This is a genomic window from Nostoc sp. (assembly GCF_036917675.1).
GTDB lineage: Bacteria > Cyanobacteriota > Cyanobacteriia > Cyanobacteriales > Nostocaceae > Nostoc.
This window is the reverse complement of the sequence record NZ_JBALCT010000005.1, coordinates 45,275-70,882: the sequence shown is the minus strand read 5'-3', so window position 1 is coordinate 70,882 and position 25,608 is coordinate 45,275. Positions and strand designations below refer to the sequence as shown.

Here is a 25,608-nt window from a genome sequence, read left to right as displayed (position 1 = left end):
TCTCTGGCTTTGCTTTGCAATTCTGACTTCTTCTTCAATACAAAATTAACGATTCCCAGAAGGCTTGTGTGTAAACGGTAGCAGGGATTCGGAGTATTACTGCATCTGCATTCTGGTCATACCACGCTTGTTTGTAATCGACTTATACCTTCCTGCACAGGATGACGCTAGCTCAACAAGCGATTAAACTATGGATAATATCAAGCAATTAATTGTTGCTTTTAACACCAATTACATAAATTTAATTTCATTGTTAAAGCTAAAATCTTATCCTGCTATATAAAATACCAATTATGTCAGTGTATCAAGGAACTTCTGGGGAGACCACCGATTTAATGATTGGTATTCACAACCAAGAAAACCTCGAATTACAAGCAAATTCTGCTCCTGTGGGCGCTCTTGCCACAAGAAAAGGGAATTTTTCTACCTTTCTTGCTCCCCTGACTCAGGATACTTTTAAACAAGTCGTTAAGGATGTCGAGCATAAATTACAGATTGTCCATCAAACCCTATCAATGCTGGATTCTCAGGGGTTTGAAACTCTTCTGCAAGAAATGTTGCATTCGATTACCTTGAAAACCGGGGAATTACTGGAGGCAGATCGGACGACGATATTTTTATTGGATGAAGAAAAACAAGAACTCTGGTCAATTCTAGCTGAGGGAGAGGGCGATCGCTCTTTAGAAATTCGCATCCCCGCCGATAAAGGCATTGCTGGGGAAGTCGCCACCTTCAAGGAAGTTATCAATATTCCCTTTGATTTTTATAGTGATCCGCGATCGCATTTTGCCCAAGAACAAGAAAAAAGAACTGGCTATCGCACCTACACCATGTTGGCTTTGCCATTGTTGAATGAACATGGAAAGTTAGTTGCGGTGGTGCAATTACTAAATAAATTAAAATCTGTTAATAATTCCGATGCTCCACTTGCAGAGCGCATTGATACCAAAGGTTTTGTCTATGCTGACGAGCAATTATTTCAAGAATTTGCCCCTTCGATTCGGCTGATTTTAGAATCCTCGCGCTCTTTTTATATCGCCACTCAAAAACAAAGAGCAGTGGCGGCGCTGATGAAGGCGATCAAGTCCCTCTCTCAAAGCAGTCTTGACTTAGAAGACACTTTAAAGCGGGTGATGGATGAAGCCAAGGAACTGATGAATGCCGATCGCAGTACACTATGGTTAATAGACCGCGATCGCGATGAATTGTGGACGAAAATCACCCAGGACGATGGTTCAACTAAAGAGTTGCGAGTCCCGGTAGGTAAAGGCTTTGCTGGTCTAGTAGCGGTTTCTGGCAAGAAACTGAATATTGCCTTTGACTTGTACGACCATTCTGACTCGGAGACAGCCAAAGAACTCGACCAGCAAAATGGCTATCGCACCTGTAGCTTATTTTGTATGCCAGTGTTTAACGGCGATGAACAACTAATTGGCGTTACCCAACTTGTAAATAAAAAAAAGTCTGGTGATTTTCCACCTTATAATCCAGCTGATTGGCCCAAAGCTCCCGACTGCTTCCAAGCTAGCTTTGATCGCAACGATGAAGAGTTCATGGAAGCTTTTAATATTCAAGCCGGAGTAGCGCTGCAAAATGCCCAGTTGTTTGCCACAGTCAAGCAACAAGAACAAATGCAACGGGATATTCTGCGTAGTCTTTCCAATGGAGTGGTTTCCACTGATAAAACTGGATTAATTATCGCCGCCAATGAAAGTGCCAAGCGTTTGCTAGGACTGGAGCCAGAAGACCGTTTAGAAGGTAAATTAGTTACTGATGCGATCGCCATCAAAGAAGGTGACTTTAGCAAGTGGTATCAGGATGCTTTACACGCAGTTGACTTAAAAGGCCGCCAGCAATATTACCCCGATCGCACACTCATAAGTACTAGCATAAAACCGCACAGTATTAATTTATCGATTAACACAATTGCCGATGCTAGCGACCATGAGCAAATCCGTGGGGCGCTGGTGGTGATGGAAGATATCAGTGATGAAAAGCGGCTCAAGAGTACGATGTACCGCTACATGACCCAGGAATTAGCCGAAGAATTGCTGAAATTGGATGATGCTAAACTAGGAGGCGCTCGCAAAGAAGTTTCCATTTTATTTTCCGATATTCGCGGCTACACCACTTTAACGGAAAGCTTGGAAGCAGAAGAAGTGGTGAGTATGCTCAATGAATATTTTGAATCAATGGTGGAGGCAGTTTTTAAACATAAAGGTACCCTTGACAAATACATCGGTGACGCCATCATGGCTGTGTTTGGTTCTCCCCTACCTTTGAAAGAACACGCTTGGATGGCAGTGCAAACAGCCTTAGAAATGCGCGTTCGCCTGCATGAATTTAATCTCCGTCGCCACGCAGTTAATAAGGCCAAAATCAAGATCGGCATTGGCATCAATTCTGATACCGTCATTAGTGGGAATATTGGCTCTAGTAAGCGAATGGAATTTACCGCCATTGGCGATGGTGTTAATCTTGGCTCCCGATTAGAAAGTGTCAGTAAACAGTATGGTTGCGACATTATTATTAGCTATAACACTTTTAAACCATGCCAAGATTATATTTGGGCTAGGGAACTAGATTACATTCGTGTCAAGGGCAGAAATGAGCCAGTAGCCATATATGAATTACTGGGTTTGCGTTCCAATCCGATTGAAAGCGAAAAATTGCAAGTGATTGAGCACTATCAGAAAGGGCGCGAATATTACCTCAAGCGGGAGTTTTATCTTGCAAGAGCTGAGTTTGCTAATGTTTTGGCAGCAGACAATCAGGACAAAGCTGCTATGTTGCATCTGTTGCGTTGTCAGCATTGGTTACAATCACCACCAACAGAATCAGATTGGGATGAAGGAGTCTGGACATTTCTGGAAAAATAAAATAAGTGAAAAAGAATGTAGAGACGTAGCAGTGCTACATCTCTACAAGGGTTATGGATAACGCTATATTTAATTTATGACTTACGCATCAAGTACCAAATGTAGGGGCAATTCATGAATTGCCCCTACGAGAAATCAGTTATCAGTTATCAGTCAATACGCTTGGGTTAAGCCCAAGAAATATATTGCGTAGGTTGGGTTGAGGAACGAAACCCAACATTTTCAGGCATTTGTTGGGTTGAACGAAGTTAAACCCAACCTACATTGATAGATTTTATTATAAGTAATCACCCGAACTTGATATTAGTTCTTTTTACTTGTTAACAATTCATGTGCTAATAATGTATCGGCAGCATATTTAATCACATCAAATGATATTCCCGACCTTTGGGCAATATCGAGCAGAGTATGCTGACCATCAGATAAATTTAAAACCCACAAAATTGCCATTTGATTTAGCCTACTATCTTGAGCGCCATTGTCTGCCTGATATAGACCTCTTCTCCCCAACTGTGGCTCACATTTAGGATTTGTGTTGTAGTAAATGTGATTATTATTGAGGATATCTAATATCGAACGACATTGAAAGAATGACTCGGCAAGATATTGGGGTTGAACAAAATTTAAATCATCGGCTGAGGTGTGATATTCGGGAAAAGATCCATGAGGCGATCGCATCAAGCAACCTACAGCTAAATTAAATCCAGGTGAGCAATATTGTCGCTCATCATAGCCATAGGGGAAGAAATCTATAATTTTATAATCCTGTTTTGAGTTTCTGAGTACATAAGCAGCAATTTTATCAATTTCAGTGTCACCTCTACGGCTTTTTTTGTAAGTAAAGTTGCCTGAATCTCCTAGACAAGTTAACACCAAGCCATGTTTAATATTATTGACTTTAGCCTCATTGAGAGCCAGCCATGTAATTGAGCCAATGGTTCCTGGAATCCAGAGAAATCGATAGGAATATCTTGGTGTCGTTTGATTTAAATATTTAGCGATAAAAGTAGCGATCGCAATTCCCGAAAGATTATCATTACACAGTGAAGGATGGCAGGTGTGGCAAGAAATTAAGACTTCATCAGTACTGTCTCCTGGAATATAATACTCACCATAGCTCAAATGACCTGGTTCGAGGGAAGAATCAATAAATACTTCATATTCTTGATCATTTAGTTCCAAATATTGATTGTGACTCATGCAAAAACCCCAAGTCTCTTTATAGTAAGAAGTGCGGTAGGGAATCCAGTCAGGATAATCGACAAGTGTAAATAGATGTGCTTTGAGTTCTGGAAGAGATAGCTTTTGATGTACTGGAATACTATAATTAAGAACGTGTAGATTCGAGTTAGCAAAATCTACAATTTTCTTACCTTGGGAGTTTTTGATGTAGGCATCTTTAATATTCCATTCTTTCGGAACTTTCCAATCAAAAACTTGAGTCTCAGTTGGAACTTCATGAACCGATAAAGGAATATACTCACTAATAATCTTCAGGGTGTTTCTAACGCCATTACCTGTAATACTACGACAAATAGGATATAGCTGAGCAACTAGTTGATAAAGTTCCTGAGCAATTTTATCTGAGGGTGTTTGTATACTACTAAAATTCATATATTTCCAGCAATTTAGAATTTTTAACTCCCCTCTCCTTAGTAAGGAGAGAGGTTGGGGGTGAGATTTTGAGATATACTTCACTCTTTTAGAAAACCATTTTTCGACAGTAAAATGCCTCAGCATATTTACTCGGTGAATTTGATTCAATCCCGCGAATTCGGAGAATAGAACGAAAAGTATCTTCTGTAAACCACTGCTTATTATTTTGGGTGGCAAACGCATCCAAAATGTATTGAATTTTTCGGCGGCAAAGTGCCTCATCTAAATGGACAAAGAAATTAGGAATACCCAAATCACCATCGTATTTTGGGATCTCATATTCCAAAATTAAATGATTTCTGAAACTATTCCAAGTCAACTCAGAAATTAAGCGGTGATCTTGGTGGCGATCGTCTCGGTAGTGAGTAAAGATTATATCTGGTGAAAATTCCTGCTTCAACTGTTCAAAGCATTCCTTCACCTCTATCCCTTGGAAAGGTAAAAAGCCATCTCGAAAATTTTTAATGATAATTTTCTTGGTCTGGATTTCTTTTAAGAAAAGATTGGCACTTGCTGTTGCTTCCTCTGCTCTTTGCTCGTTGGAACTAAAAACAACCCAATAGATGAAAATATGCTGGTAATTCTCTATCAGCTTTAAGATTGTGCCTCCACAACCAATCTCGATATCATCACAATGAGAACCTAGACAAAGGATTTTGTACTCAGATTCTTCTGTCTTGTTTAAGCTAAGTTGGATCATATATGCCTTACTTCTAGTTGTTTACAGCGTTTCCTAATCACATGAGGTACGTCATAGCCCCCTCCTCGCGCGCGGGGAGGGGGTTGGGGGTGGGGTTCAGTACCTACTCAACTGAGAACCGCTATATCTCCCCATACTTCCCAAGGTCTTTCCCCTTGAGCATACATATCATCCAACTGTTGCTTCTCTTTAAAGGTATCCATTACCCCGAAAAAGCCAGTATATTTATACGCAAAAAGTTCTTCTTTGGCAATCAGTCGTTGAAAAGGCTCAAAGACAAGTTCTTCGCCATAATTAATATAGTTAAAAATCTCTTTTTTAAAGATAAAATATCCCCCATTAATCCAAATATCACGTTGCTTGACATCTTTAATATCCTTCACCAAACCATCCTCGTCCATCTCAACTAAGTGAAAAGTTTGGCTTGGTCTGACACACAAAAAACTACCGATTTTATCACGCTGATAAAAATGCTGAATATACGCTGGTAGATGCAAATCTGTCAAACCATCACTGTAGTTAGCTAAAAATACTTCTTCTCCTTCTAGATACTTTTCTACTGCCTTCAATCTTTGTCCAATATTGGCAGTTAACCCTGTATCTACAAATGTGATATTCCAATCTTGAATATCCCGATTAAATAACTGGATTTGGCTGCCGTTGGAAAGGCTAAAATTATTAGAGAGCCATTCATTGTAATTTAAAAAATAGCTTTTAATTAAGTCAGCTTTGTAACCAAGACATAAGATAAAATCTTTGTGTCCATAATGAGCATAGTATTTCATTACATGCCATAATATTGGTCTATAACCAATATTCACCATTGGCTTAGGAATAGTTTCTGAATAATCTCTCATTCTAGTTCCTAAACCACCACAAAATAAAACTACTTTCATCTAAATTCCCCTTTTTTGACGATCAAAAAATATCAACCGCTTAAGAGTAGACATTAACTTCGGGAATTGGTACAATAAATTGGCCTCCCCAATCCCGAATATAAGCTATTTGTGTCATAATTTCAGTTTTCAAATTCCAGGGTAGAATTAGTACATAGTCAGGCTTTGTTTCGGCAATTTTGTCTGGATGAAAAATCGGAATATGAGTTCCTGGTAGAAATTTACCTTGTTTGTAAGGGTTACGGTCTACTGTGTAATCAATAAAATCTGTGCGGATACCACAATAGTTTAAGAGAGTATTTCCCTTACCTGGAGCGCCATAACCAACAATCGATTTTCCCTCTTGCTTAACTTTGATCAAGAAATCTAGTAACTTGCGTTTGGTTTCTTTGACTTGTTCACCAAATGAAAAATAGTATTCTAATTGCGTAAAACCAGCCGCTTCTTCTCTATATTTCAGTTCTGATACTTGGTGGCGAACGGATTTAGAATAATCTTCGTTGTGGCGAGCATAAATTCTCAAAGAACCACCATGAGTAGTTAATTCTTCCACATCAAAAATTGTTAACCCGTGAGCAGCAAAAATCTTTTCTACGGTGAGAAATGAAAAATAAGAAAAATGCTCATGGTAAATAGTATCAAACTGATTTTCCTCGATTAACCGCATCAAGTGGGGAAATTCCATAGTAATTACACCATGTGGTTTCAGGATAATTTTCATTCCTTTCAGAAAATCATTAAGATAGGGTGTGTGGGCAAGGACATTATTTCCTAGTAATAAATCTGCCTGTTTGCCCTTAGCAATCTGTTCTTGGGCTGTCTGCTGTCCAAAAAATTTGACAACTGTAGGAATACCTTTTTTAATTGCAACTTCCGCAATATTTGCGGCTGGCTCTATTCCCAGCACCGGGATACTTTTGGCAACAAAGTATTGCAGCAAGTAGCCATCATTACTAGCAATTTCTATTACCTGACTTTCGTGGGTTAATTGTAAACGCTCTACTACTAAATCAACGTAGTTCTTGGCATGTTGCAACCAGCTATCAGAGTAGGAAGAGAAATAAGCGTAGTCGCTAAAAATATTTTCCGGGCTAATGTATTCTTCAAGTTGAACTAAAAAACACTCCTCGCAAACATAGACATGCAGAGGATAAAAAGACTCCACTTGGTTGAGTTGTTTGAGACTGCGATAGCTTTCGCAGAGAGGAGACATACCTAAATCTACAAAGGTATGGTGTAACTCTGTCCCACAGAACAGACAGTTACCAGTAGTTGGTTGATTATTTGTTGGTTTTGCTAAATTCATAATTTATATTTTTTGGCAAAAATCAGATTTCTAATTACAGCTATTTTCACGTAAAGAGGCCACGCAGCAAAAAGGGGTTGGAAGTTAGCTTTGATATCATGTCCGCCAGATTACCCATAATAAAAGAACCCCTCCCCGCTCTTCGGGAGGGGAGACAAAGCATAGCTTTGGCTCTTTGGGGTTCTTCGGGTTTAATAAGCAATCAAGCGGACATGATATGAGAGAAAGTCGCACAGGGAGCATCTCAGTTTTGCAAATATACCAGATGAGAAACAAGATTCTTGCTCCCTCTCCAAAGCATCCCAGAGGGTTGGGGTGAGGTTTTACAAGGCTTTTTACACTCATTGAGATGCACACGGCGTTATATTATGCCGCGATCGCAATTTGTGGTAGTTTTAATTAAGTAGCAATATTTTCTCCTAAAATAGCAAGTGCCTACCTACTTACGAGTTTGGGTTGTCATGTCTGCGCGATGTTCAGCAGGAAGATAACTCTCAGAAATTTGTTCTTGCAGAATGCTCCCTAAGTTATAATACAACTCTGACAAGTCTGGCTCAAGAGCGATCGCTTGTTGATAATAGCCCAAGACTTTTTGGATATAACCTGGTTTCTGAAGGGGAGATGTTTCTTCCTGTGTTAACCAACTGAATAACTTTGCGATCGCTTTCGAGTTATGATCTATTTTTAGAGCCTCTTCTAACACTTGCCAAGCTTCCGTCAGATTCCCAGCCTCTAGAGGAATTAGGGCTAATTTTAGACAATAAAGAAAATAATAACTCCGGCATTCGGTCGTAATCTGTACCGCGTCTTCAATAGGAAAATAACTCTCTGATATTTCAATTGCCCTGCGGATGGATATCGTCTGCTTCCCAGTCAGCAAAAGCTCGCTAGTTATGTTATTAGCATGTTGGCGGTAACAAGCTAAAATTTCTGGTTCGTACCACCAATCATAAAAAACAGCAATGCGTTTATAAAGTTCCCAGTCAGTTGTATAGGTCAATTCGGGATGATATACCCCCAATTTTTGGTGCGCCTCTCGACGAATCACCACCGCAGGCACATTCAATAAATTACTAACTCCAATGCGTTGCAGCCAATTTTTAGCAATCCCTCGCTGCTCTCCATAGACTTGTTTGCAGAAAATTACTTCCCCTTTTTCGTTAATATTTTGATAACCCGTAAAAGCTGCTCCCACAGAATCCGAACACCCTTCTAAACTCTCTTGCAGCCGGGAATAAAAACCTGGGATAGTATAATCATCGTCGTGAAGTAAATGAACCCACCAACCGCGAGTTAGGGCAATTCCCGCATTCCAATTTCCTGGCACACCGAGGTTTTGCGGATTGCGGTAGTAGTGGATTATTCCTTGTCCAAGACTATTCACCAGTTGAAATACTGGCGTTATACTAGCATTGTCCATAACGATGATTTCCATCTGCTCTTCTCCCTGCCATTGTGCCAACACACTAGCAAGACATTCGAGTAGATAATCTATCCGGTTATATACAGTTACCACCACACTCCAGAAAGGACGATTGATTGTATGATCTACTACGGGCTGGATAGCCGGAAAACTGTATTTCCCTACCATTACCTCCCCTTGGGGAATTGGGGGTGTAACTAGTACTTGTTGAAGAATTTCAGCATCCTCGTCAGATGCTAATGCTTTGGCATAGTGGGGATTAATCAGCTTTAACCCTTGTCGATAGGCAGAAACTGCTTTCTGGAATTGCTTCTGCTGTTGGTAAATTTTGCCTAAGTTCAGGTAAACTTGTCCATAGTTGGGATTAAGTTGCAAGAGTTTTTGATAAAAGGCGATCGCTTCTTCTAACTCCCCTTGGGATTGCAGCGCCAGTCCCAAGTTATAATAAGCTTCTAGCAAATCTGGCTGTAGTGCGATCGCTTGTTTGTGATAAATAACAGCAGTTTTTAAATCCCCTGCTTTTTTCCGGGCAACACCCAATTTATGATTCAATTGTGCATAGTGCAATTGTTGTTTGCTGGCGAGCCTCCCTTGAGCGTGCAGTGTATTGCCCAAATTCGCCTCTGCTTCTATAAAGTTTGGCTTTAACTCTAGAGCTTTTTGATAGTAGTTAATTGCTTCGTCAAATAATCCTTGTTGTTGCAGAGCGTAGCCCAAGTTATTGTAAATTGGGAGTGAGTCAGGTACTATAAGTAGAGCTTGACGGTAAGCTTTCTCCGCTTCGGAAAAGTGTTCCTGAACTAAACGCAAATTACCTAAACTAAACCAAGTCTTAACAGAATCAGGTTTAATTTGCGAAGCTGTACTTAGCCACTGTTCAGCAATTTGGGGTTGCCCCATCTGCTGCGCCAACATCCCTAAACTATATAAAGCTTCCAGGTGGTCAGGTTGTTTTTCCAGAACTTGACTATATAACAGTTTAGCCTCTACTAAACGATTGGCTCGTTGATGTTCAACTGCTAGTTGGAAGATTTCAGCCACTTCTGTTTTGTCTAGCGATTCCGGTTCATCCCCTTGACTTGACTGATGCTTCTGCACCGCGATTTTAATCAGAGATTTTACTTTAGATTCAGAAATATTAGTAGTATTCATGGCTATCTATATTAATTATTAAGTTGATATCAACTTGTTACGGGTTAGTATAGCCTCAGAGCATGGCTGATAAGTATAAAATATTTCGCCTGTTTCCCCTCTTAAAAAGCAGGGTAGTTTCATCCGATGAGAGAAAAATGTCTAAGCTCGTCTCCCCTTACCCAAAAGTTCTCTAAAACCTCACCCTGTCCTATCTTTTAATCCCTCTCCTTACTAAGGAGAGGGACAGGTTTTACTACGTAAAACCAGGGTGAGGTATCTGAGGGGCTATGAGACTTAACCGGAAATTGCGTCACCAAAGACTTGTTTGTACACTGTAGCCTCCAAGGAGAGAGGAATGGAAGTTAAGTTTTTCAGATAAGAGTGAAAAGTCAGGCAATTATTCGGGATAAGAGTAGTTTTTCTGAAGAGCAATTAGCCTTAAGTAAATGCTATTGATTGAGAATTAATGTGACTGGCACTCACACCTGAAAGTAATATTGTTTCTTGATTAAATAAAGAATCTAATTTGATCACAGCACCATCTTTGCTATTTGTTATATTTATACCACCTAGCTTAAGACTACTATTAGTATAATCCCAGCCATCTAATACAATCTTATCAAAACCAACTTGGAAATCTTTAATGATATCAAAGTCATTTCTTAAGTGGGTATCGGCTTTTTTGAAAATAAATGTGTCTTTACCACCGCCACCAACCAAGACATCATTACCACTACCACCAATCAGGACATCATTGCCCAAACGGCCATAGAGTCTATCATTGCCATCACCACCATATAGCGTATCATTACCTTGGCCTGCGTCGAGGATATCATTACCTTTTTTTCCATATAGCTTATCATTCCCCAAGCTGGCATAAAGTTTATCGGCACCGTTGGTTCCCGTTAAATTATCGTTCCAAATCGTGCCATAGATAACATCTTTACCCAAGTTGCCAATTAAAGTATCTCCTGCCAATTCAACGCTACTAGTATTAATTTCAACTACAGTTATGTTGCTATTGCGAGTAAAATTCCGATGATAAGTCCCAATAGTACTATCATTGAGGAAGTCACTACCATTGTTGCCATTAATCTCAGAAATTTTATTCCGAAGGTTAATCGTAACATTGCGACTATTACCAAGGGTCAGATCGGCGATTTGATTAGAGGAGATTAACTTACCCTGGATACCAAAATAATCTAAAACTATGGGCTTATTGGGATTTGTAGTATCTAACACCAAAAAAGCGGTTTTAGACAGAGCTTTGTTATATTCAACTTTGGAATTTTCAATTTCTTTAGCTTTCAATACTAAATTTGCTGAAAAATCAAAAGAGAAGTTTTGATTAGCGTCAACCCTAAAATTAGCAAGGACTTTTGTTTTGCTGTCGGAACTACCTGTAAACTGACCATTTAATCCAATGACACTAGCATCAGTGAAGAGTTTTGAAAAAGTTGTATCAGCCTTAAAAAACCTCGCTTTAGCCTCAGCAATAGCAACACCCAAGCCACCTTTAACTAATGTGTTCGTCTGGGCATCAGTCAAAGTTCCTGAAGGACTTTGACTATAGTTAGAGAAAACAGTATTCTCTTGAGCGGTAACAAAATTGGGTTTGGGTTTGGGTTTGGGTTTGGGTTTGGAATTTAAATCGTCATTGGAATTGTAACTGTAATTGGACTTGAAGTTGAAATTGTAATTGAGATTTAAAATTGGTTCGAGATTGACTTTGACAGTAGAAATAATGAAGTCTGAAAGTGTAGCTAGTGATGACATGAAAACCTCTGTTGAGCTTATTAACTACTCAATGAAAATATGGGCAGTCCAACTGCAACCACACGACAAAGTTTAGCGTATTGGCAGGTTTTACAGAAAACCCACAGGTGTTTTGTGCCTTCAGGTATTATTGATTATCAATAGCTCTGATTTAACAAAACAGAATCAAGGCGTCAGAAGCTAGAATTGAATGAAAATAGCTAACTGAAAAATCAGGACTTGGAAAATCTCAAAATAAACTTTCCAACAAGTCGGAAAAACTCAGTACGGAGTTGGAATCAATCGAGATTACAGAACCACTTGCAGAAGCAGTGTTTTGATAAGATTTAAATTTACTATTTCCAATCACTATATTACCATTACCTGCCGTTGCTAGGTTAGCTGTAGCATTATCACCCCATGCCTCAGCTAATCCTGTGCCATTTGATGTATGATCATCCGTTGACCAAGCTTGGGAAGAACTATTTGAACTAGCAAAAGGGTAACTATCTGACCCGAAAGCGAATGCCCCAGAGATCACATTCACTCCAGCAGAACCTAAAATCAATTCTTCTTTTGAAACATTCTGTAAATATGGCAAATCCGCTATTTGCATACTTCCATTTTCTACAGCTTTTTTCAACTCTCCAACTTTCTTGCTCAGGAGTTGGCTGTGAAAAGTTTCGTCTTTGACTATTTTGATGAAGAAGTCTTTAACTTTTTTGAAAATTGCTAAGAACATATTTTTTACTCCCTCCTGGAATATTAGTACTTGTGATGTAAAAGTCAACCAGTATTTACAATTTTTAGGGTAGGCGCGACTTCTCCTGGTGTTGCTCCAACCACAACCCCTAGAATGTCATTCCCCTTGCCAAAGTCGGCATAAATCACAGTGTCAGCTGCGCTAAAAAAGCTGGCTTGTGCCAGTTTATAATTGAGTCCCTTCTGTAACTGAATGCGATCAACCGTCGGATCGAAGTCCCGTTTCAGCACCCCATTACTTTCCACACCAATCACAGCCGCATCAAAGAGAGTGAAACCCTTACCGACAGTAGAACCACCGAGGTAGTAGAATTGTCCATTACCTCCGAGTACAAACAGGTCTGCCCCAGGTCCTCCGGTCAAGAGATCGGTTTCCCCAAAGCCTAGTGACTTTCCTCCGAAACTTTCCTTGCTGCCCCGACCTACACCGACGAGGACATCATCACCAGCACCGCCGATGAGAATATCATCATCGCCGCCCCCTTGGAGGGTGTCATTGCCGATGTTGCCATTTAGAGTATCCTTTCCAAGATCGCCGAACAGAAGATCATTTCCGAAACCGCCATCGAGGTTGTCGTCGCCAGTGCCCCCTTCCAGATGATCATCGCCACTATCGCCACTGAGGGTATCATTGCCAGCATCTCCGTAGAGGAAATCGTTTTGGCTTAACCCGAATATTTGATCATTCCCGTCACCCCCAAAAATCGTATCCATGCCTCCCCCTGTAAAGGCACTACCACTGGCTCCTTGGATGAAGTCATTGCCACTTCCCCCATAAATGAGATTATTACCAGTGATATCGAAGATGCGATCATTACCGGCTCCGCCCAATAAGGTGTCGTTACCCAGTCCGCCTTGAATATTGTCATCGCCATTACCGCCATCTACTCTGTCGTTGCCTGAACCACCATCGAGGAAGTCATTGCCGGCGCCACCCAGAAGCGTATCATTGTCGTCACCCCCAAAAAGCTGATCGTTACCATCGCCACCATTTAATAAATCGTTACCCTGGTCGCCCTGAAGTAAATCATCTCCCCCTAACCCCAATAGAGTATCATTACCGAAATTTCCAAACAATATATCGCTTGCAGCAGTCCCTGTAAGTAAGTCATTACCGGTGGTTCCTAGATTAAAAGCCACAAATTTTCTTTCCTTAATTTGTAAGTTGAAGTTTAGATTGATCGGAGTTGGATATCAGGTAAAACGACCCGTTTAACCAAAAATTTTTAGTTCTTAGTTGTGCTGGGCTTGGTAAATCTGTCCTAATTTGATGTTGGCTTCTTGGTGTTGGGGATTAAACTCTAAAGCTTTTTGATAGCAAGCAATCGCTTCTTGTTGTTTTCCTTGTTCTTGCAGTACCACCCCCAAGTTATAATGAGCTTCGACCAAATCAGGCTGTAGTGCGATCGCAGCTCGATAGTAAACAACAGCAGTTTGCCAATCACCTGCTTGTTGGCGGGCAATGCCCAGCTTATAATTCAATTCAGCATAATACGGTTGTTTCTCTGTTGAGAGCTTCCCTTGGGCAAAAAGCGCATTCCCTAAATTGACTTCCGCTTCTATGCAGTTTTGCTGAAATTCCAGAGCTTTTTGATAGGATGCGATCGCTTCTGACCACTTACCTTGTTGTTCCAAGGTGTAGCCCAAATTATTGTAAATTGTCCCTGCATCTGGTCGCAAAGCAATAGCTTTTTTGTAAGCTTCTTCAGCTTCTAACAACTGTCCTTGTCTTTGATGCAAATTGCCTAAACTAAACCAAATTTTCACAGAGTTAGGCTGAAGTTGCGAAGCTGTATTAAAATACTTCTGTGCTGACTGTAACGCACCTTTCTGCTGTGCCAGCATCCCTAAACCATATAATGCTTCTGAATAGTCTGGTTGTTTTTCGATCACCTGAACATATAGCTGTTCAGCTTCGTCTAGACGATTAGATCGATGATGTTGAACTGCAAGTTTAAATAATTCAGAAACATCTTTGGTGTCAAATTGTCTTGGTTTATTAACCAGCTGCAAAATAAAATCTTCCAGCGCTCTGACTGGTTTTAAATCGCCATATAATTTGTGCTTATTTTCTGCCACTAGCTGAGAGATATATTGCCGATATTCAGTATCTTTCCCCAGACGGATGGCGATTTGTACGTATTCTGCTTTATTTGAGGCGATCGTCTCTTCTATACCCATCATCTGCAAAATTGCCAAAGAATGCCGTCCCCGCATCAGTTTTCCTGGTAAAGTGACAACGGGAATATTATGGGCAATAGATTCTAAAGTAGAGTTACATCCAGACCAACCAATGCTATCCAAAAAAACATCAGCTAAGGCTGTAGTCCCAGCAAACTTTCTGGTAGGCATGTGAGACAAAAATAAACAGTACTTTTGATAATCCAACCCAAAGGCTGCAAAAGCATGGTTTAAGCGCTGGCGAAATACTTCTGTAATCTCTTCACTTTCGTGTTTAATAAACACAAATTTAGAATTTTCTAACTCTTTGGCAATGGCGGGAAAAACATCATCATGATTGGGCAAATATTTATATAATGACTGGCAACACCAGAAGAAAATTTCATCCTCTTTTAAACCTATATCTGGTTTCTTAATTACTTCAGGTTCAATTGCTAAAGGTGTGTAATAAATAGATAAATTGGGTAATCTAACTAATTTTTCTGTATAATGTTCTTGAGCATTTTCTGGTTCCATTAAGTCACTGCTCAAGTAATAGTCAATTGTCGGTAGTCCACTGGTATCAGGGTGTCCCCAAGATGTCATTTGAATTGGCGCTAATCTCAGACAACCCAGTTTGACTGTCATTGGGTCCATCCCAAATTCAGGGAAAATCAGGATATGTAATTTATCTTCTGTGATTACCTCACACCATTGTTCAAGTGAGGGAACATCTTGAACAAATTTATCAAAAGTCTTGGTGGCACTGATTGTTGAATCATCTTTTTTGACCCCAGTATGATAACCAAATAATTCAAACTCACTTCGATCCAGATTTTCTACCCAACCTTTAAGCGGGATTTTCCAATTAGAATGATCATAGAAATACCCAGAGACGATACCAATACGAACCTTTTGATTTTTATCTAAATTTGGAATAACAAGCGGCTGGACACTTTGGGGATAGCGAGTTGACATAATCTGGTAAATCATTTCCCCATAAGTTCGCTGTAAATCTCGGTCATTTAAGCCTTGATATGTCAAATAAAAGGGCTGTAATGCTCCCACAAACTCAGCTGCTTTTGCCCGTTCTTCCTGATTAGTTAATTCATAACCTTTCGCTAAATTTTGCAAATGCTGTTGATATTGATTTCGTCTGAATTCCATTTCATCAACACTGGAATAGATAATTGGCAGTTGGCTGATACAAACACCTAATTTAGCACGAGCATAGCTTGGCGTAACTTTGACAGCTTGTTCAAATGCCTGTACTGCTGCTTCTATTTTGTTATTATCTCTAAGTAGTGTTCCTAAGTTGTAATAGATATAATCAACATCAGGTTTAATTCTGATAGCTTCTTGATAGGATTCTCTGGCGGCATCAAATCTATTTAGTGCCGCCAGAGCATTAGCCAAGTTGTTATGGGTGATTACCAAATCAGGTTGAATATTTAATGCTTTTTTGTAAGCGTCTATTGCTTCCTCAAATTTCCCTTTTTCCTGGAAATAATAGCCTAAGTTGTGATAGGCATAAGAATAGTCTGGTTTAACTTTTATTGCTTGTTGGTAAGACTTAAGGGCATCATTGAATCGCCCTTGTTTTTGGAGTACTTCTCCTAAATTATTATGAGCCTGTACCAAATCTGGCTGCAATGCGATCGCTTGGCGATAATATAATTCTGCAATCTTGAAATCCTCTACTTGTTGCCTACTTAAAGCAAACTGCTGATTTAAGTCTGCATAGTGGGCTTGTTCTTCTGGTGGTAGCTTTCCTTGAAGATGGAGAGCATTACCCAGATTCATTTGCACTTCTATGCAGTCGGGTAGAATGTTTAGTGCTTTTTCATAGTAGGCGATCGCTTCTTCTAGTTTACCCTGTTGTTGTAGAGTAAACCCCAAGCTGTTGTGTATTCCGGCTGCTTCTGGCTGTAATTCCAAAGCTGCTTGGAAAAATTGCTCTGAATTTTGATATTCTCCCCGCTGCTGCGCCAGCATACCTAAGGCATATAGTGCATCTGGTTGCTGGGGATTTACGTCTATAATTTGACGATAAACCTCTTCAGCTTGAGTGAAGCGCTTGGCTCGGTGATGTTGAACAGCGAGTTGGAGAACCTCAGAAATTGTAGTCATAACTTAATACAAGTATTTTTACTTCATTTGTCTTTTGTTCTTATATCTGCAAGGAACTTAAGTTTCTGAAATTTATAACTTAATTTGGTTAAAATCGACTGAGATACTGATTTTAAGTCTGTTAAAACTGAAAGCTTGCACCATTCTCAACAAGCATTGGTAAGGCGCAAAATAAGGGCTTCAGCAAATGTTAGGCAGTGTACACCCTACTTTAATAGCAATAAATAATACTAACCCAGAATTTTAATTCAGGGCGGACAAACAGCACATAACTGTAGCCTGGGTTGAGGACTAAATATTGTAAAAATTTATTGAGGAAACAGTTATTTGAGATCAAATGATGTAGTTTAGGTAAAAGCCGAAAGCTCAAATGAGCAGAGAGCCTTCGGCTATTTATGAATCTACTAGGCTTTCAAGCCTAACTCTACTTGCATGAGTTAATACTCTTTGTGAGTAGAGTTTAATTCTGATCTGGTAGCATATACCGACTATGAATTAGCCGTTGGTAGCAGATACAGCCAATGAGTTAGCAGCAGAAGAATTAGTAGTGGTATTGGTGAAACCAGTTGTTTCAGCCAGGGTGTTGGGACCGAATGCAGTAGCTTGGGTTTCAGAATTAGCTAAGTTGCCTCTAACGTTAGCGGCGGAGTTTACAGCTTTGTTAATGTTAACGTTCTCATGAATGTAAGCTCTGATGTCTACGTTCTTTGTAGCAAAAAAAGTATAACCACCAAGAACTTCTTCAGAGGTGTTTTCCAAGTAGTTCAGATCAGAAATAATCATTTGAGTTTCTCCTGAAATTTGTAGTTTTTTTGGGAATCTTTCCTGTAACCAACTTGTTTTTTGGTTACATATTTGCTACGGACTATTAATAGCCGTTGGTAGCAGATACAGCCAATGAGTTAGCAGCAGAAGAATTAGTAGTGGTATTGGTGAAACCAGTTGTTTCAGCCAGGGTGTTGGGACCGAATGCAGTAGCTTGGGTTTCAGAATTAGCTAAGTTGCCTCTAACGTTAGCGGCGGAGTTTACAGCTTTGTTAATGTTAACGTTCTCATGAATGTAAGCTCTGATGTCTACGTTCTTTTTAGCAACAAAAGTATAACCACCAATAACTTCTTCAGAGGTATTTTCCAAGTAGTTTAGATCAGAAATAATCATTTGGGTTTCTCCTGAAATTGAATGTTTGGGAATTTTTGCTGTAACCAACTTGTTTTTGTTGCTTACATAATTACTATAGTTTATTACTCAAAAAAGTCAATCCTTTTTTGAGTAATTTTTGATTAATAAAACTAATACTTTACACTGAATAATCATCATTTATGAGATTAATAAAAGCCAGAAAAAATTGGATGACCAAATTAGGCAGAAAGTAAAATTATTCCAGCCTAGCAAGACTTATAGCAATTTCAGTTAATTGTTAATCACATCGAAATAGCACCTTGTATATGTAATCACAAAATACTAAAAACGAAAAAATATTAAATTTTCTAGCAGATAATATCAGTATCTATAACATTTTTGAAAACTCCAGACATCTACCTTAAGTTAGGGGAGATAGTTAGCTACAAAAACATTTGGAATTTAATAACCTATTTAGTCTTGGTGAATGACATATCTAGTAATTTCTCCGGCGATCGCACATTTCCATCTGAGTCTATCTGAGTAACTATTTTCATTGTGTTGATTTGTTGCTTTAACCAATTAGAAAATGATTCCGTAATGATTTTTTGGCGCAACTGTTCATCTAGTTGGGGTTGAATCACTTCTTCCACCCAAATTAAATGCACCCCTTTGGGAGTCGTAATCGGTTTGAGAGCTTGTGGTGGTGCAGCAGCAAATACAGCTGCTGCAATCTCTGGACGAAAATCTTTGCGGTATCGTAATCCCTGATATCCATAAACACGGCGGAGTTCTGGTTCTGGGATATATAAACGAGCAATTTCGGGAAAATTGACTTCGCCTTCTTCTAGGGCATAAAAAAGCTCTAAAGCCAAGTCTCGATCCTCAAAGACGACTTCGTAGGTAATGGCGGCAACATAATCTAGTTTGCGTTCATAAAAGTGCTTTTTGACTTGAGCAGAAAATAGATAATTTGCTAATTTCCGCGAAAGGATTTTGTTGTGGGCTAATTCTTCAAACTCATTCACAGACAGGTGGTGTTTTTCTAGCCATGTCCAGGTTTCTTTAGCTTTGACAAGCTTCTTCGCAAACCGTAATTCATCTCCTTCTTGCTGTAATTCTTCTGGTGTGACTATAATTCCTAGCTCTTGAGCTGCTTCGGCAATAATCCTTTGCGATGCTATTGCTTCCACTACATCAGGTATTTGACAGGAGAGTTTGAGACTCTGAATGATATCTGAACTAGAAATGATCAGATTGTGGGGCATAATATTCTCCAATAATTAAGGGAATTGGGCATGGGGCATGGGGCATGGGGCATTGGGCATTGGGCATTAATTCTTCTCGTTGTCTTTTTCTTCTCTACGAGACGCTGGGCGAACAATTTTGAATTTTGAATTTATTTCTCTCTTGTCTGATTTCCTAATTCCAGTGCGTAGCTTACCGCCGTAGGCATCGCTCTGACTACATCTGTAAACCGCCTTTTTGCAGTTTCTTGAATGGATCTAAAACAAAGTCAATCACCCGCCGTTGGCGAATAATGACTTCAGCATTTGCTGTCTGACCGGCACCTAATTGAATACGTTTGTTGCCATTTTGGACATACTGCTGTTCTAAGGTGATTTCTAGCTGATAGGTTTCGATGTCCCCTTGGGGTGTTTGGCTAACTTTCGAGTCAGGAGAGATCCAAGTAACTTTACCTTGCACAATTCCATACTCTTGGAAGGGATAAGCATCAAACTTGACTTTGACTGGCATTCCTACCTTCAAGAAACCACTATCCTGATTAGGTATTTGGGCTTTGAGTACAAAGTCTGTATTTTTGGGTGCGATTTGGGCAATCCTTTGACCGGCTTGTACTACAGCTCCGGGCTTACTGGTGGGTAATTCAAAAATCACCCCATTAATCGGCGATCGCACCACTCGTTGCTGCATTTGAACTCTTATAGATGTAATCTGGCTTTTAGTCTGAGCCACTTCTGATTGCGCTGCTGTTATTTGCGTCTGTAGGTCTTTTAGCTGTTCCTGATTTTTCATTACAGCCAGTTTTCCGGCTTGCATCAGACTTTTATAGCTACTTTGTTCTTCTTGCAGTCGGAGTTTTGCTTGTTTGATATCAGATTCCAAAGTCTTGATAGTGACTTGATAACGATTTAGTTCTTCCACTAAACCCAATTGTGCTTGTTTGATATCTGATACAGACTTGTTATAGAGTCGTTTGCTTTCTTGTTCTTCTTTTTGGAGTTGCTCAATTTGGGTTGCAGAAACCGCGCCATCATGAACGAGTTTGCTAAAACGTTTAACTTGCCTAGAATCTATACTCAAACGACTTTTAGCCGATTGCTGATCATCACGAGTGGTGTAAATCTGCTGCTCTGCTTGCTTAACTAATGCTTGTTTTTCTAACTTTTGGAGGTTATAGCTACTGAGTTTGGCATCCAGGTTTTGCTTTGCCTGGTTAACTTGAGCCATTTTTTCTAATTCTTGGGATTTATTTTGTTGCTCTAAGAGGTTAGTTGACATTAAAAGTTGATTTTTGAGCAGTTCCAGTTGGGATTGCCGATTTTGTAGCCCTTGCAATTTGCTCTCGACTTCTTGCAGTCCCGTTTGCAGTAAATCGGAGTTCAGTTCCAGTAGAACCTGACCGGCTCTGACTGTATCTCCTTCTTTGACCCTAACTGCTTTGACACTCCCACCAGCTTGAGCGTCTAATTTTTGAGTTGCGCCTTTAGGTTCTATACGCCCTCTAGCGCTACCAGTTTCATCGACTCGTGAGAGAGTTGCCCAAGGTAAGACTAGACCAGCAAAGCCGATGAGTACATACAACAAACCACGAGTCCAAATTCGAGGTAAGGCATTGAGTAAGTTCTCAGTACCGTAGTGCAAATCTTGACTGTCATTTTCTGTCTCTGTCTGCTCGTTGAACTCTACAGATTCCTCTTGCTGTATATAACTTTGATGCTCATCTGGCTGATCTTGGGGAAGTGGCGATGATCTATTGGGATTTGGCATAGTTTTATTTCTGATAATTGGGAAGGTGGGGGAGCAAGAATTTTAGATTTTAGATTTTGGATTTTAGATTGAAATTTAATCCAAAATCTAAAATCCAAAATCCAAAATTGAATTGCCCCATCAACTAACTTGAGCCAGTTGTTGTTGATTCAGGTAGTAATAATGACCTTTTTTAGCGATTAATTCGTCGTGGGTGCCGCTTTCTACCAAAACGCCTTGATCTAAAACCAGGATCAAGTCAGCGTTGCGGACTGTAGAGAGGCGATGGGCAATGATTACACTTGTGCGCCCTTGAAGAATTGTTTTGAGGTTGTTTTGAATAATTCTTTCTGATTCGGAATCTAGGTGGCTGGTGGCTTCATCAAATAGTAATAACCGAGGATTTCCGAGCAAAGCCCGAGCGATCGCTAGGCGTTGGCGCTGTCCACCAGAGAGCATTCCGCCGCCTTCACCAATTTGCGATTCGTAACCCATCGGTAGTTTTTGAATAAATTCATCGGCTCCGGCGTATTTTGCTGCTTGGATAATTTCTTCTGAAGAAGCATCTGGATGAGCGATCGCAATGTTTTCACGAATAGTCCCACCAAACAAAAAAGTATCTTGATCGACAACGCCGATTTGAGAACGGAGCGATCGCAAGATCACACTTGTGATGTCATGACCATCAATGAGTACTTTGCCATCTGTCGGTGGGTATAAACCTAAAATCAATTTACTGAGGGTTGTTTTTCCAGAACCGCTCCGCCCCACTACTGCTACCATCTGTTCCGCCTGGATTTCAAAGTTCAGATTTTCTAATACGTTAGTCTCAGTTTCTGAGTGATAGCGAAAGGTGACATTCTGAAAGCGAATGTTACCGTGGAGTTTACCCAACAACTTCCGGGGTTTAGTTTCTAAATCTTCTTCTGGTTCCGCCTCCAACACATCATTAATGCGTTCGGTGGAAATCACGATTTCTTGCAATTGATTCCACAGCATAGCCAGCCGTTGGAAAGGACTTAAGACGTTACCCACCAACATATTGAAAGCAACTAATTGTCCAATAGTCAGTTCGCCATTAATTACTTGGGTTGCTCCATACCACAGTAATGAAGTATTGACAAAGGTTTGGATGACACCACTGATAATTTGCAGCCGATTGCCGATTATCTGAGCATTAAAGCCTTTTCTAACCAAATCATTCAGCAGTTCTTCCCAATGCCAGCGCACCGTCTGTTCAATTGCTAATGAGCGAACGGTACGAATTCCGCTAAGGGATTCGATGAGATAGCTTTGTTCTTTGGTGCCGGCATTAAAAATCTCTCTGGAGATGCGGCGCAAAATACTTGTGCTAGCCAGCGCCAAGATAAAAAATGGCGGTACAGTACACAGCACGAATAATGACATCCGCCAGCTATAGGAGAACATCAAGGACAGATAAACCACCAATGTCAGCATATCCAAGATGATGGAGAGTGTCTGACCAGTAAGGAATTGCTGAATTTTCTGGTTTTCTTGGATGCGCGAGACTATATCCCCAACGTAACGCGACTCAAAATAGGAAAGGGGTAAGCGGAAGGTATGTTTGATAAAACCTACGAGTAGGGCGATGCTAATGCGGTTAGCAGTATGAAATAAAAGATATTGCCGTAGAGCGTTGACAGCGACACCAAACAACCCAAAAACAATCATTCCCACACCAATGGCGTTTAAGGTTGTAACACTACGTTGCACAAGTACTCTGTCGAGCAACAACTGGGTGAATACTGGCGTTACCAGTCCAAATAATTGGATTACTATCGAAGCAATAAAGATTTCAAATAGTGTCCGATAGTGAGGTTTGACTAACTCAAAAAACTTCCAGAAGGTTCTACTTTCGTTTTTAGCGTCTTTTAATAAGGCTGTAGGTTGGAGTAACAATGCATAACCACTCCAACCTGCTTGAAATTCAGCTTTTGTCAAGCTGCGTTGACCAAGAGCCGGGTCACATACAATCACCCGCTTTTTCGTTATTTCATAGACAACAATGAAGTGTTTGCCTTCCCAGTGGACAATTGCAGGTAAAGGTTGTTCTGCTAATTTCTCAAGAGTAGCTTTCACCGGACGGGTGGCAAAACCCAGGTTTTCTGCTGTTGCTGCCATCGCCTTTAGAGATGCACCGTTACGGCTGACGTTGGTCATATCCCGTAGGCGATTGATACTAAAATGCTTGTCCCAATAGTTACCAATCATCACCAAGCAAGCAGAGCCACAATCGGCAGCACTTTGTTGGGCATAGAAGGGATAGGTCTTGGTGATGCGTTTCCACCAATGCCCTATTTGTACCTTCGGACTAGGAAAGTAAAAATGTGAGTTTTTTGGCTGTTGTTGTGACTGTTGAACTCGTTGAGGAAAAGGAATAATTTTAGATTTTGGAGATGGGGAAGTTTTTTCCCCACTCCCCACTCCCCACTCCCCTACAGACGCGATTAATCGCGTCTCTACTCCCCACTCCCCCAACTCCGGGAAGTATTCTAATGCTGTTTGCCTATGGTCGTTTTTCAGAATGTAAGCAATTGTTGGTTGTGTTGCTTGCCAATCTCCTTGTTCTGATTGGGCAAAGATTGTACCTGCTGTCAAAGAATGGCCTTCAGAATGCCGCAGTTGACCTTTGTACAATAGCCACAACTGGGAATTTTGGCATATTTCTGGACTTACAGAGCCAGTTTCTAGCTGCTGTCGCTCAAACAGAGATAGGGCTTTGAGCATTCCTGGAACTTGTGATGTATGGGATGGAAATTGCGAGATTTGCCGACATAACAACAGCAAATCCCAAAGTTCTGCACGGGCGTATAGGCGATCGCGAATGTTAGGATATTTATCTATTAATATTTGCAATGCCTCTTGCCTAAAATAGCCAAGTTTTAGGTTTGTCGAAGCTTTGACTACATAAGGACTAAAGTTAGCTTCGGGAAACAGAGTCAATTCTCCAAAAACAGACCATGCACCAAAGGTAGTGATTAAATTTTCAGAGCTATCCAACAGTCGGACTTTACCTGTAAGGATGATGTAGATACCAGGATTCGTCTGTGCAGATTGCCAGAACTGCTTTGCTACTGGTGGCTCTACAATCTCCATTTCTGCTAGGAAGTTCTGTAATTCTTTTTCTGAAAGCTTTGTACCCAAGGTGTACAAGAGCCTTTCACCCACATCTTGCCCAGAAAGCACTGGCATTTTCTAATCTCCACAATAGAATTTAGTTATTATTCTGAATCAGATACAAAAATTAATTAAAAGTATTGTTAAATACCATATTTTCATGCAGGAAGCTCCAAGCCTCCTTGGAGTAATGTTGGGACGAAAAGCATGGTAAGAAACCATCTTTCTTTTACATATAAGGTATTTTTGTTTAGCTACATTTACATTTAAGGTAAACATCAACCAACTCCATCAACATAGTTCACACAAATATGGCTCGCTCATTTTGACAATCAGCGGCCTGGGTAATTGGTGATTGAGAAGAATTATTTTCACATCACAATTTTGTAAGTGTAGCGATCGCTACGCAAATTCTTCCAGTTCTCAATCACCAACTCCCACAATTTTTTCTAGATCCAGATATTGATTGAAAATTAGCTTTCATGCTCTTAAACAAGACCTGATCCAGAAAAAGCATTAAAAGACTGATTTCAGACATCCCTAACTTTTTAACAGCCTTCTCTTGACTAAAATGGTGTGACATAATTGCATAGATTAGATGATTTGTAAATTATGGGCAAACGTAATCCCTTGCAGTGGTGTGATCAAAGCTTGACAGCAAAAAGACCACAACTGCACACCTAATTAACCCTATAAGGTTAACTAGATATCTACACAATGTGCAATTAGCGCCCGGTGTTATTCCGCTAGTGTTTTACGAGTCTAGGGGAATAACACAGGGATAGCCTTAGTCTCAAGAAAAGTAACCTTGAATACTAAAAAGCTAGTTTTCGGTAGGCTACAGGAAGTAGAAGACAATAAGAACTATAAAGCACATCATAACTACTTTTGGAGCTTTTACGAACAAACGCAGAGGCCAAAAGAAAAGAAGTATTAACCGAAACTTAAGTTGTGGGTTTAAAGCCGCACTAGTATCAAAATAATTATATCGAGACGCGTAGCCCGATATGCAAAAGGGCGAGTGCGGTCTTGGGCTTTGCTCAAGTGGACTATCTGGTGTTGTCCGGCGTGGGTACTTCCTGCCTCCTGCCTCCTGCCTCCTGAATAATTAACCAAAATTACACTTAAACAAATATTGCTTAAGTTCACTTAGAAGATTCTAGAGTGAATCCTTTTACTGCCGTATGTAGTACCTTTAAGGGAACATCTGGCAAGTCATTTAACGTTTGGATTATACCTCGTTTAGCGGAATAAATGCAAGTAATTAAAAGAGATTTGCGATCGTGATATTCACATATTTAGCTTACACTGATCAAGTTCAAATTTGAATACTTTAGGACTTTCTCCAGTAAATTTTCGGGAAAATCACCTAAGAGATTATTTTTAGCCAAAAAAAGATATATTTAAAACCCATTCATACATTAAATCTTTAAACAGCTAGGCGACCTAGAGTAGTGCGGTGTAAGTCACAACGCCGCGTATTGTTTGATATACTAAGTTGTTTTAATGAGCAGTGAGATTAAACACATTAATATTGTGATCAAGCACACATACAGCG

General features: G+C 40.1%; 15 protein-coding genes. 1 reads left to right on the top strand and 14 read right to left on the bottom strand.

The genetic code is table 11. The features are described from left to right. Positions 1 to 293: 293 nt before the first annotated feature. Positions 294 to 2,879 (top strand): GAF domain-containing protein, encoded by a 2,586-nt coding sequence (locus V7K31_RS02135; protein ID WP_335092307.1) that lies wholly within the window; start codon positions 294 to 296, stop codon positions 2,877 to 2,879. A 303-nt stretch (positions 2,880 to 3,182) separates the two neighbouring features. Here V7K31_RS02135 and V7K31_RS02130 read toward each other — a convergent pair whose 3' ends face one another. From V7K31_RS02130 to V7K31_RS02065, 14 genes are all read right to left on the bottom strand, one after another. Beyond that, the gene (locus tag V7K31_RS02130; protein WP_335092306.1) at positions 3,183 to 4,493 is read right to left on the bottom strand and encodes a DUF4910 domain-containing protein; all 1,311 of its coding nucleotides are present in this window, start codon (positions 4,491 to 4,493) and stop codon (positions 3,183 to 3,185) included. 88 nt (positions 4,494 to 4,581) lie between these two features. Further along, positions 4,582 to 5,235, bottom strand: a complete 654-nt coding sequence (locus tag V7K31_RS02125; RefSeq protein ID WP_335092305.1) for a PIG-L deacetylase family protein — start codon at positions 5,233 to 5,235, stop codon at positions 4,582 to 4,584. A 107-nt stretch (positions 5,236 to 5,342) separates the two neighbouring features. Next, the gene (locus V7K31_RS02120) at positions 5,343 to 6,131 is read right to left on the bottom strand and encodes a sugar phosphate nucleotidyltransferase (RefSeq protein ID WP_335092303.1); all 789 of its coding nucleotides are present in this window, start codon (positions 6,129 to 6,131) and stop codon (positions 5,343 to 5,345) included. 40 nt (positions 6,132 to 6,171) lie between these two features. Next, positions 6,172 to 7,437 (bottom strand): class I SAM-dependent methyltransferase, encoded by a 1,266-nt coding sequence (locus V7K31_RS02115; RefSeq protein WP_335092301.1) that lies wholly within the window; start codon positions 7,435 to 7,437, stop codon positions 6,172 to 6,174. A gap of 439 nt (positions 7,438 to 7,876) precedes the next feature. After that, a complete protein-coding gene (locus V7K31_RS02110; RefSeq protein ID WP_335092300.1) occupies positions 7,877 to 10,012 on the bottom strand; it encodes a tetratricopeptide repeat protein in 2,136 nt (711 codons plus the stop codon). Positions 10,013 to 10,432: 420 nt separating this feature from the next. Continuing rightward, positions 10,433 to 11,542 (bottom strand): calcium-binding protein, encoded by a 1,110-nt coding sequence (locus tag V7K31_RS02105; RefSeq protein ID WP_335092299.1) that lies wholly within the window; start codon positions 11,540 to 11,542, stop codon positions 10,433 to 10,435. A gap of 457 nt (positions 11,543 to 11,999) precedes the next feature. Next, on the bottom strand, positions 12,000 to 12,491 hold the full coding sequence (locus V7K31_RS02100) for a hypothetical protein (protein ID WP_335092298.1): 492 nt from the start codon (positions 12,489 to 12,491) through the stop codon (positions 12,000 to 12,002). A gap of 44 nt (positions 12,492 to 12,535) precedes the next feature. Next, positions 12,536 to 13,651 (bottom strand): calcium-binding protein, encoded by a 1,116-nt coding sequence (locus V7K31_RS02095; RefSeq protein WP_335092297.1) that lies wholly within the window; start codon positions 13,649 to 13,651, stop codon positions 12,536 to 12,538. 93 nt (positions 13,652 to 13,744) lie between these two features. After that, positions 13,745 to 16,801, bottom strand: coding sequence for a tetratricopeptide repeat protein (locus tag V7K31_RS02090; RefSeq protein ID WP_335092296.1), 3,057 nt, complete (start codon positions 16,799 to 16,801; stop codon positions 13,745 to 13,747). Between the two features lie 495 nt (positions 16,802 to 17,296). Further along, complete coding sequence (locus tag V7K31_RS02085; protein ID WP_335092295.1) at positions 17,297 to 17,584, bottom strand: hypothetical protein; 288 nt, start codon at positions 17,582 to 17,584, stop codon at positions 17,297 to 17,299. An 85-nt stretch (positions 17,585 to 17,669) separates the two neighbouring features. Next, entirely contained in the window at positions 17,670 to 17,960 is a 291-nt protein-coding gene (locus V7K31_RS02080; RefSeq protein WP_335092294.1) for a hypothetical protein, read from the bottom strand. A 431-nt stretch (positions 17,961 to 18,391) separates the two neighbouring features. Next, entirely contained in the window at positions 18,392 to 19,189 is a 798-nt protein-coding gene (locus V7K31_RS02075; protein WP_335092293.1) for a peptidylprolyl isomerase, read from the bottom strand. A 196-nt stretch (positions 19,190 to 19,385) separates the two neighbouring features. Further along, on the bottom strand, positions 19,386 to 20,933 hold the full coding sequence (locus V7K31_RS02070; protein ID WP_335092292.1) for an HlyD family efflux transporter periplasmic adaptor subunit: 1,548 nt from the start codon (positions 20,931 to 20,933) through the stop codon (positions 19,386 to 19,388). 120 nt (positions 20,934 to 21,053) lie between these two features. Then, the gene (locus tag V7K31_RS02065; RefSeq protein WP_335092291.1) at positions 21,054 to 24,125 is read right to left on the bottom strand and encodes a peptidase domain-containing ABC transporter; all 3,072 of its coding nucleotides are present in this window, start codon (positions 24,123 to 24,125) and stop codon (positions 21,054 to 21,056) included. Positions 24,126 to 25,608 lie beyond the last annotated feature (1,483 nt).

Bases quoted from the DNA above. Each gene is read 5' to 3' on its own strand.
- V7K31_RS02135 (WP_335092307.1), top strand. From the start codon at position 294: ATGTCAGTGTATCAAGGAACTTCTGGGGAGACCACCGATTTAATGATT.
- V7K31_RS02130 (WP_335092306.1), bottom strand. From the start codon at position 4,493: ATGAATTTTAGTAGTATACAAACACCCTCAGATAAAATTGCTCAGGAA.
- V7K31_RS02125 (WP_335092305.1), bottom strand. From the start codon at position 5,235: ATGATCCAACTTAGCTTAAACAAGACAGAAGAATCTGAGTACAAAATC.
- V7K31_RS02120 (WP_335092303.1), bottom strand. From the start codon at position 6,131: ATGAAAGTAGTTTTATTTTGTGGTGGTTTAGGAACTAGAATGAGAGAT.
- V7K31_RS02115 (WP_335092301.1), bottom strand. From the start codon at position 7,437: ATGAATTTAGCAAAACCAACAAATAATCAACCAACTACTGGTAACTGT.
- V7K31_RS02110 (WP_335092300.1), bottom strand. From the start codon at position 10,012: ATGAATACTACTAATATTTCTGAATCTAAAGTAAAATCTCTGATTAAA.
- V7K31_RS02100 (WP_335092298.1), bottom strand. From the start codon at position 12,491: ATGTTCTTAGCAATTTTCAAAAAAGTTAAAGACTTCTTCATCAAAATA.
- V7K31_RS02090 (WP_335092296.1), bottom strand. From the start codon at position 16,801: ATGACTACAATTTCTGAGGTTCTCCAACTCGCTGTTCAACATCACCGA.
- V7K31_RS02085 (WP_335092295.1), bottom strand. From the start codon at position 17,584: ATGATTATTTCTGATCTGAACTACTTGGAAAACACCTCTGAAGAAGTT.
- V7K31_RS02080 (WP_335092294.1), bottom strand. From the start codon at position 17,960: ATGATTATTTCTGATCTAAACTACTTGGAAAATACCTCTGAAGAAGTT.
- V7K31_RS02075 (WP_335092293.1), bottom strand. From the start codon at position 19,189: ATGCCCCACAATCTGATCATTTCTAGTTCAGATATCATTCAGAGTCTC.
- V7K31_RS02070 (WP_335092292.1), bottom strand. From the start codon at position 20,933: ATGCCAAATCCCAATAGATCATCGCCACTTCCCCAAGATCAGCCAGAT.
- V7K31_RS02065 (WP_335092291.1), bottom strand. From the start codon at position 24,125: ATGCCAGTGCTTTCTGGGCAAGATGTGGGTGAAAGGCTCTTGTACACC.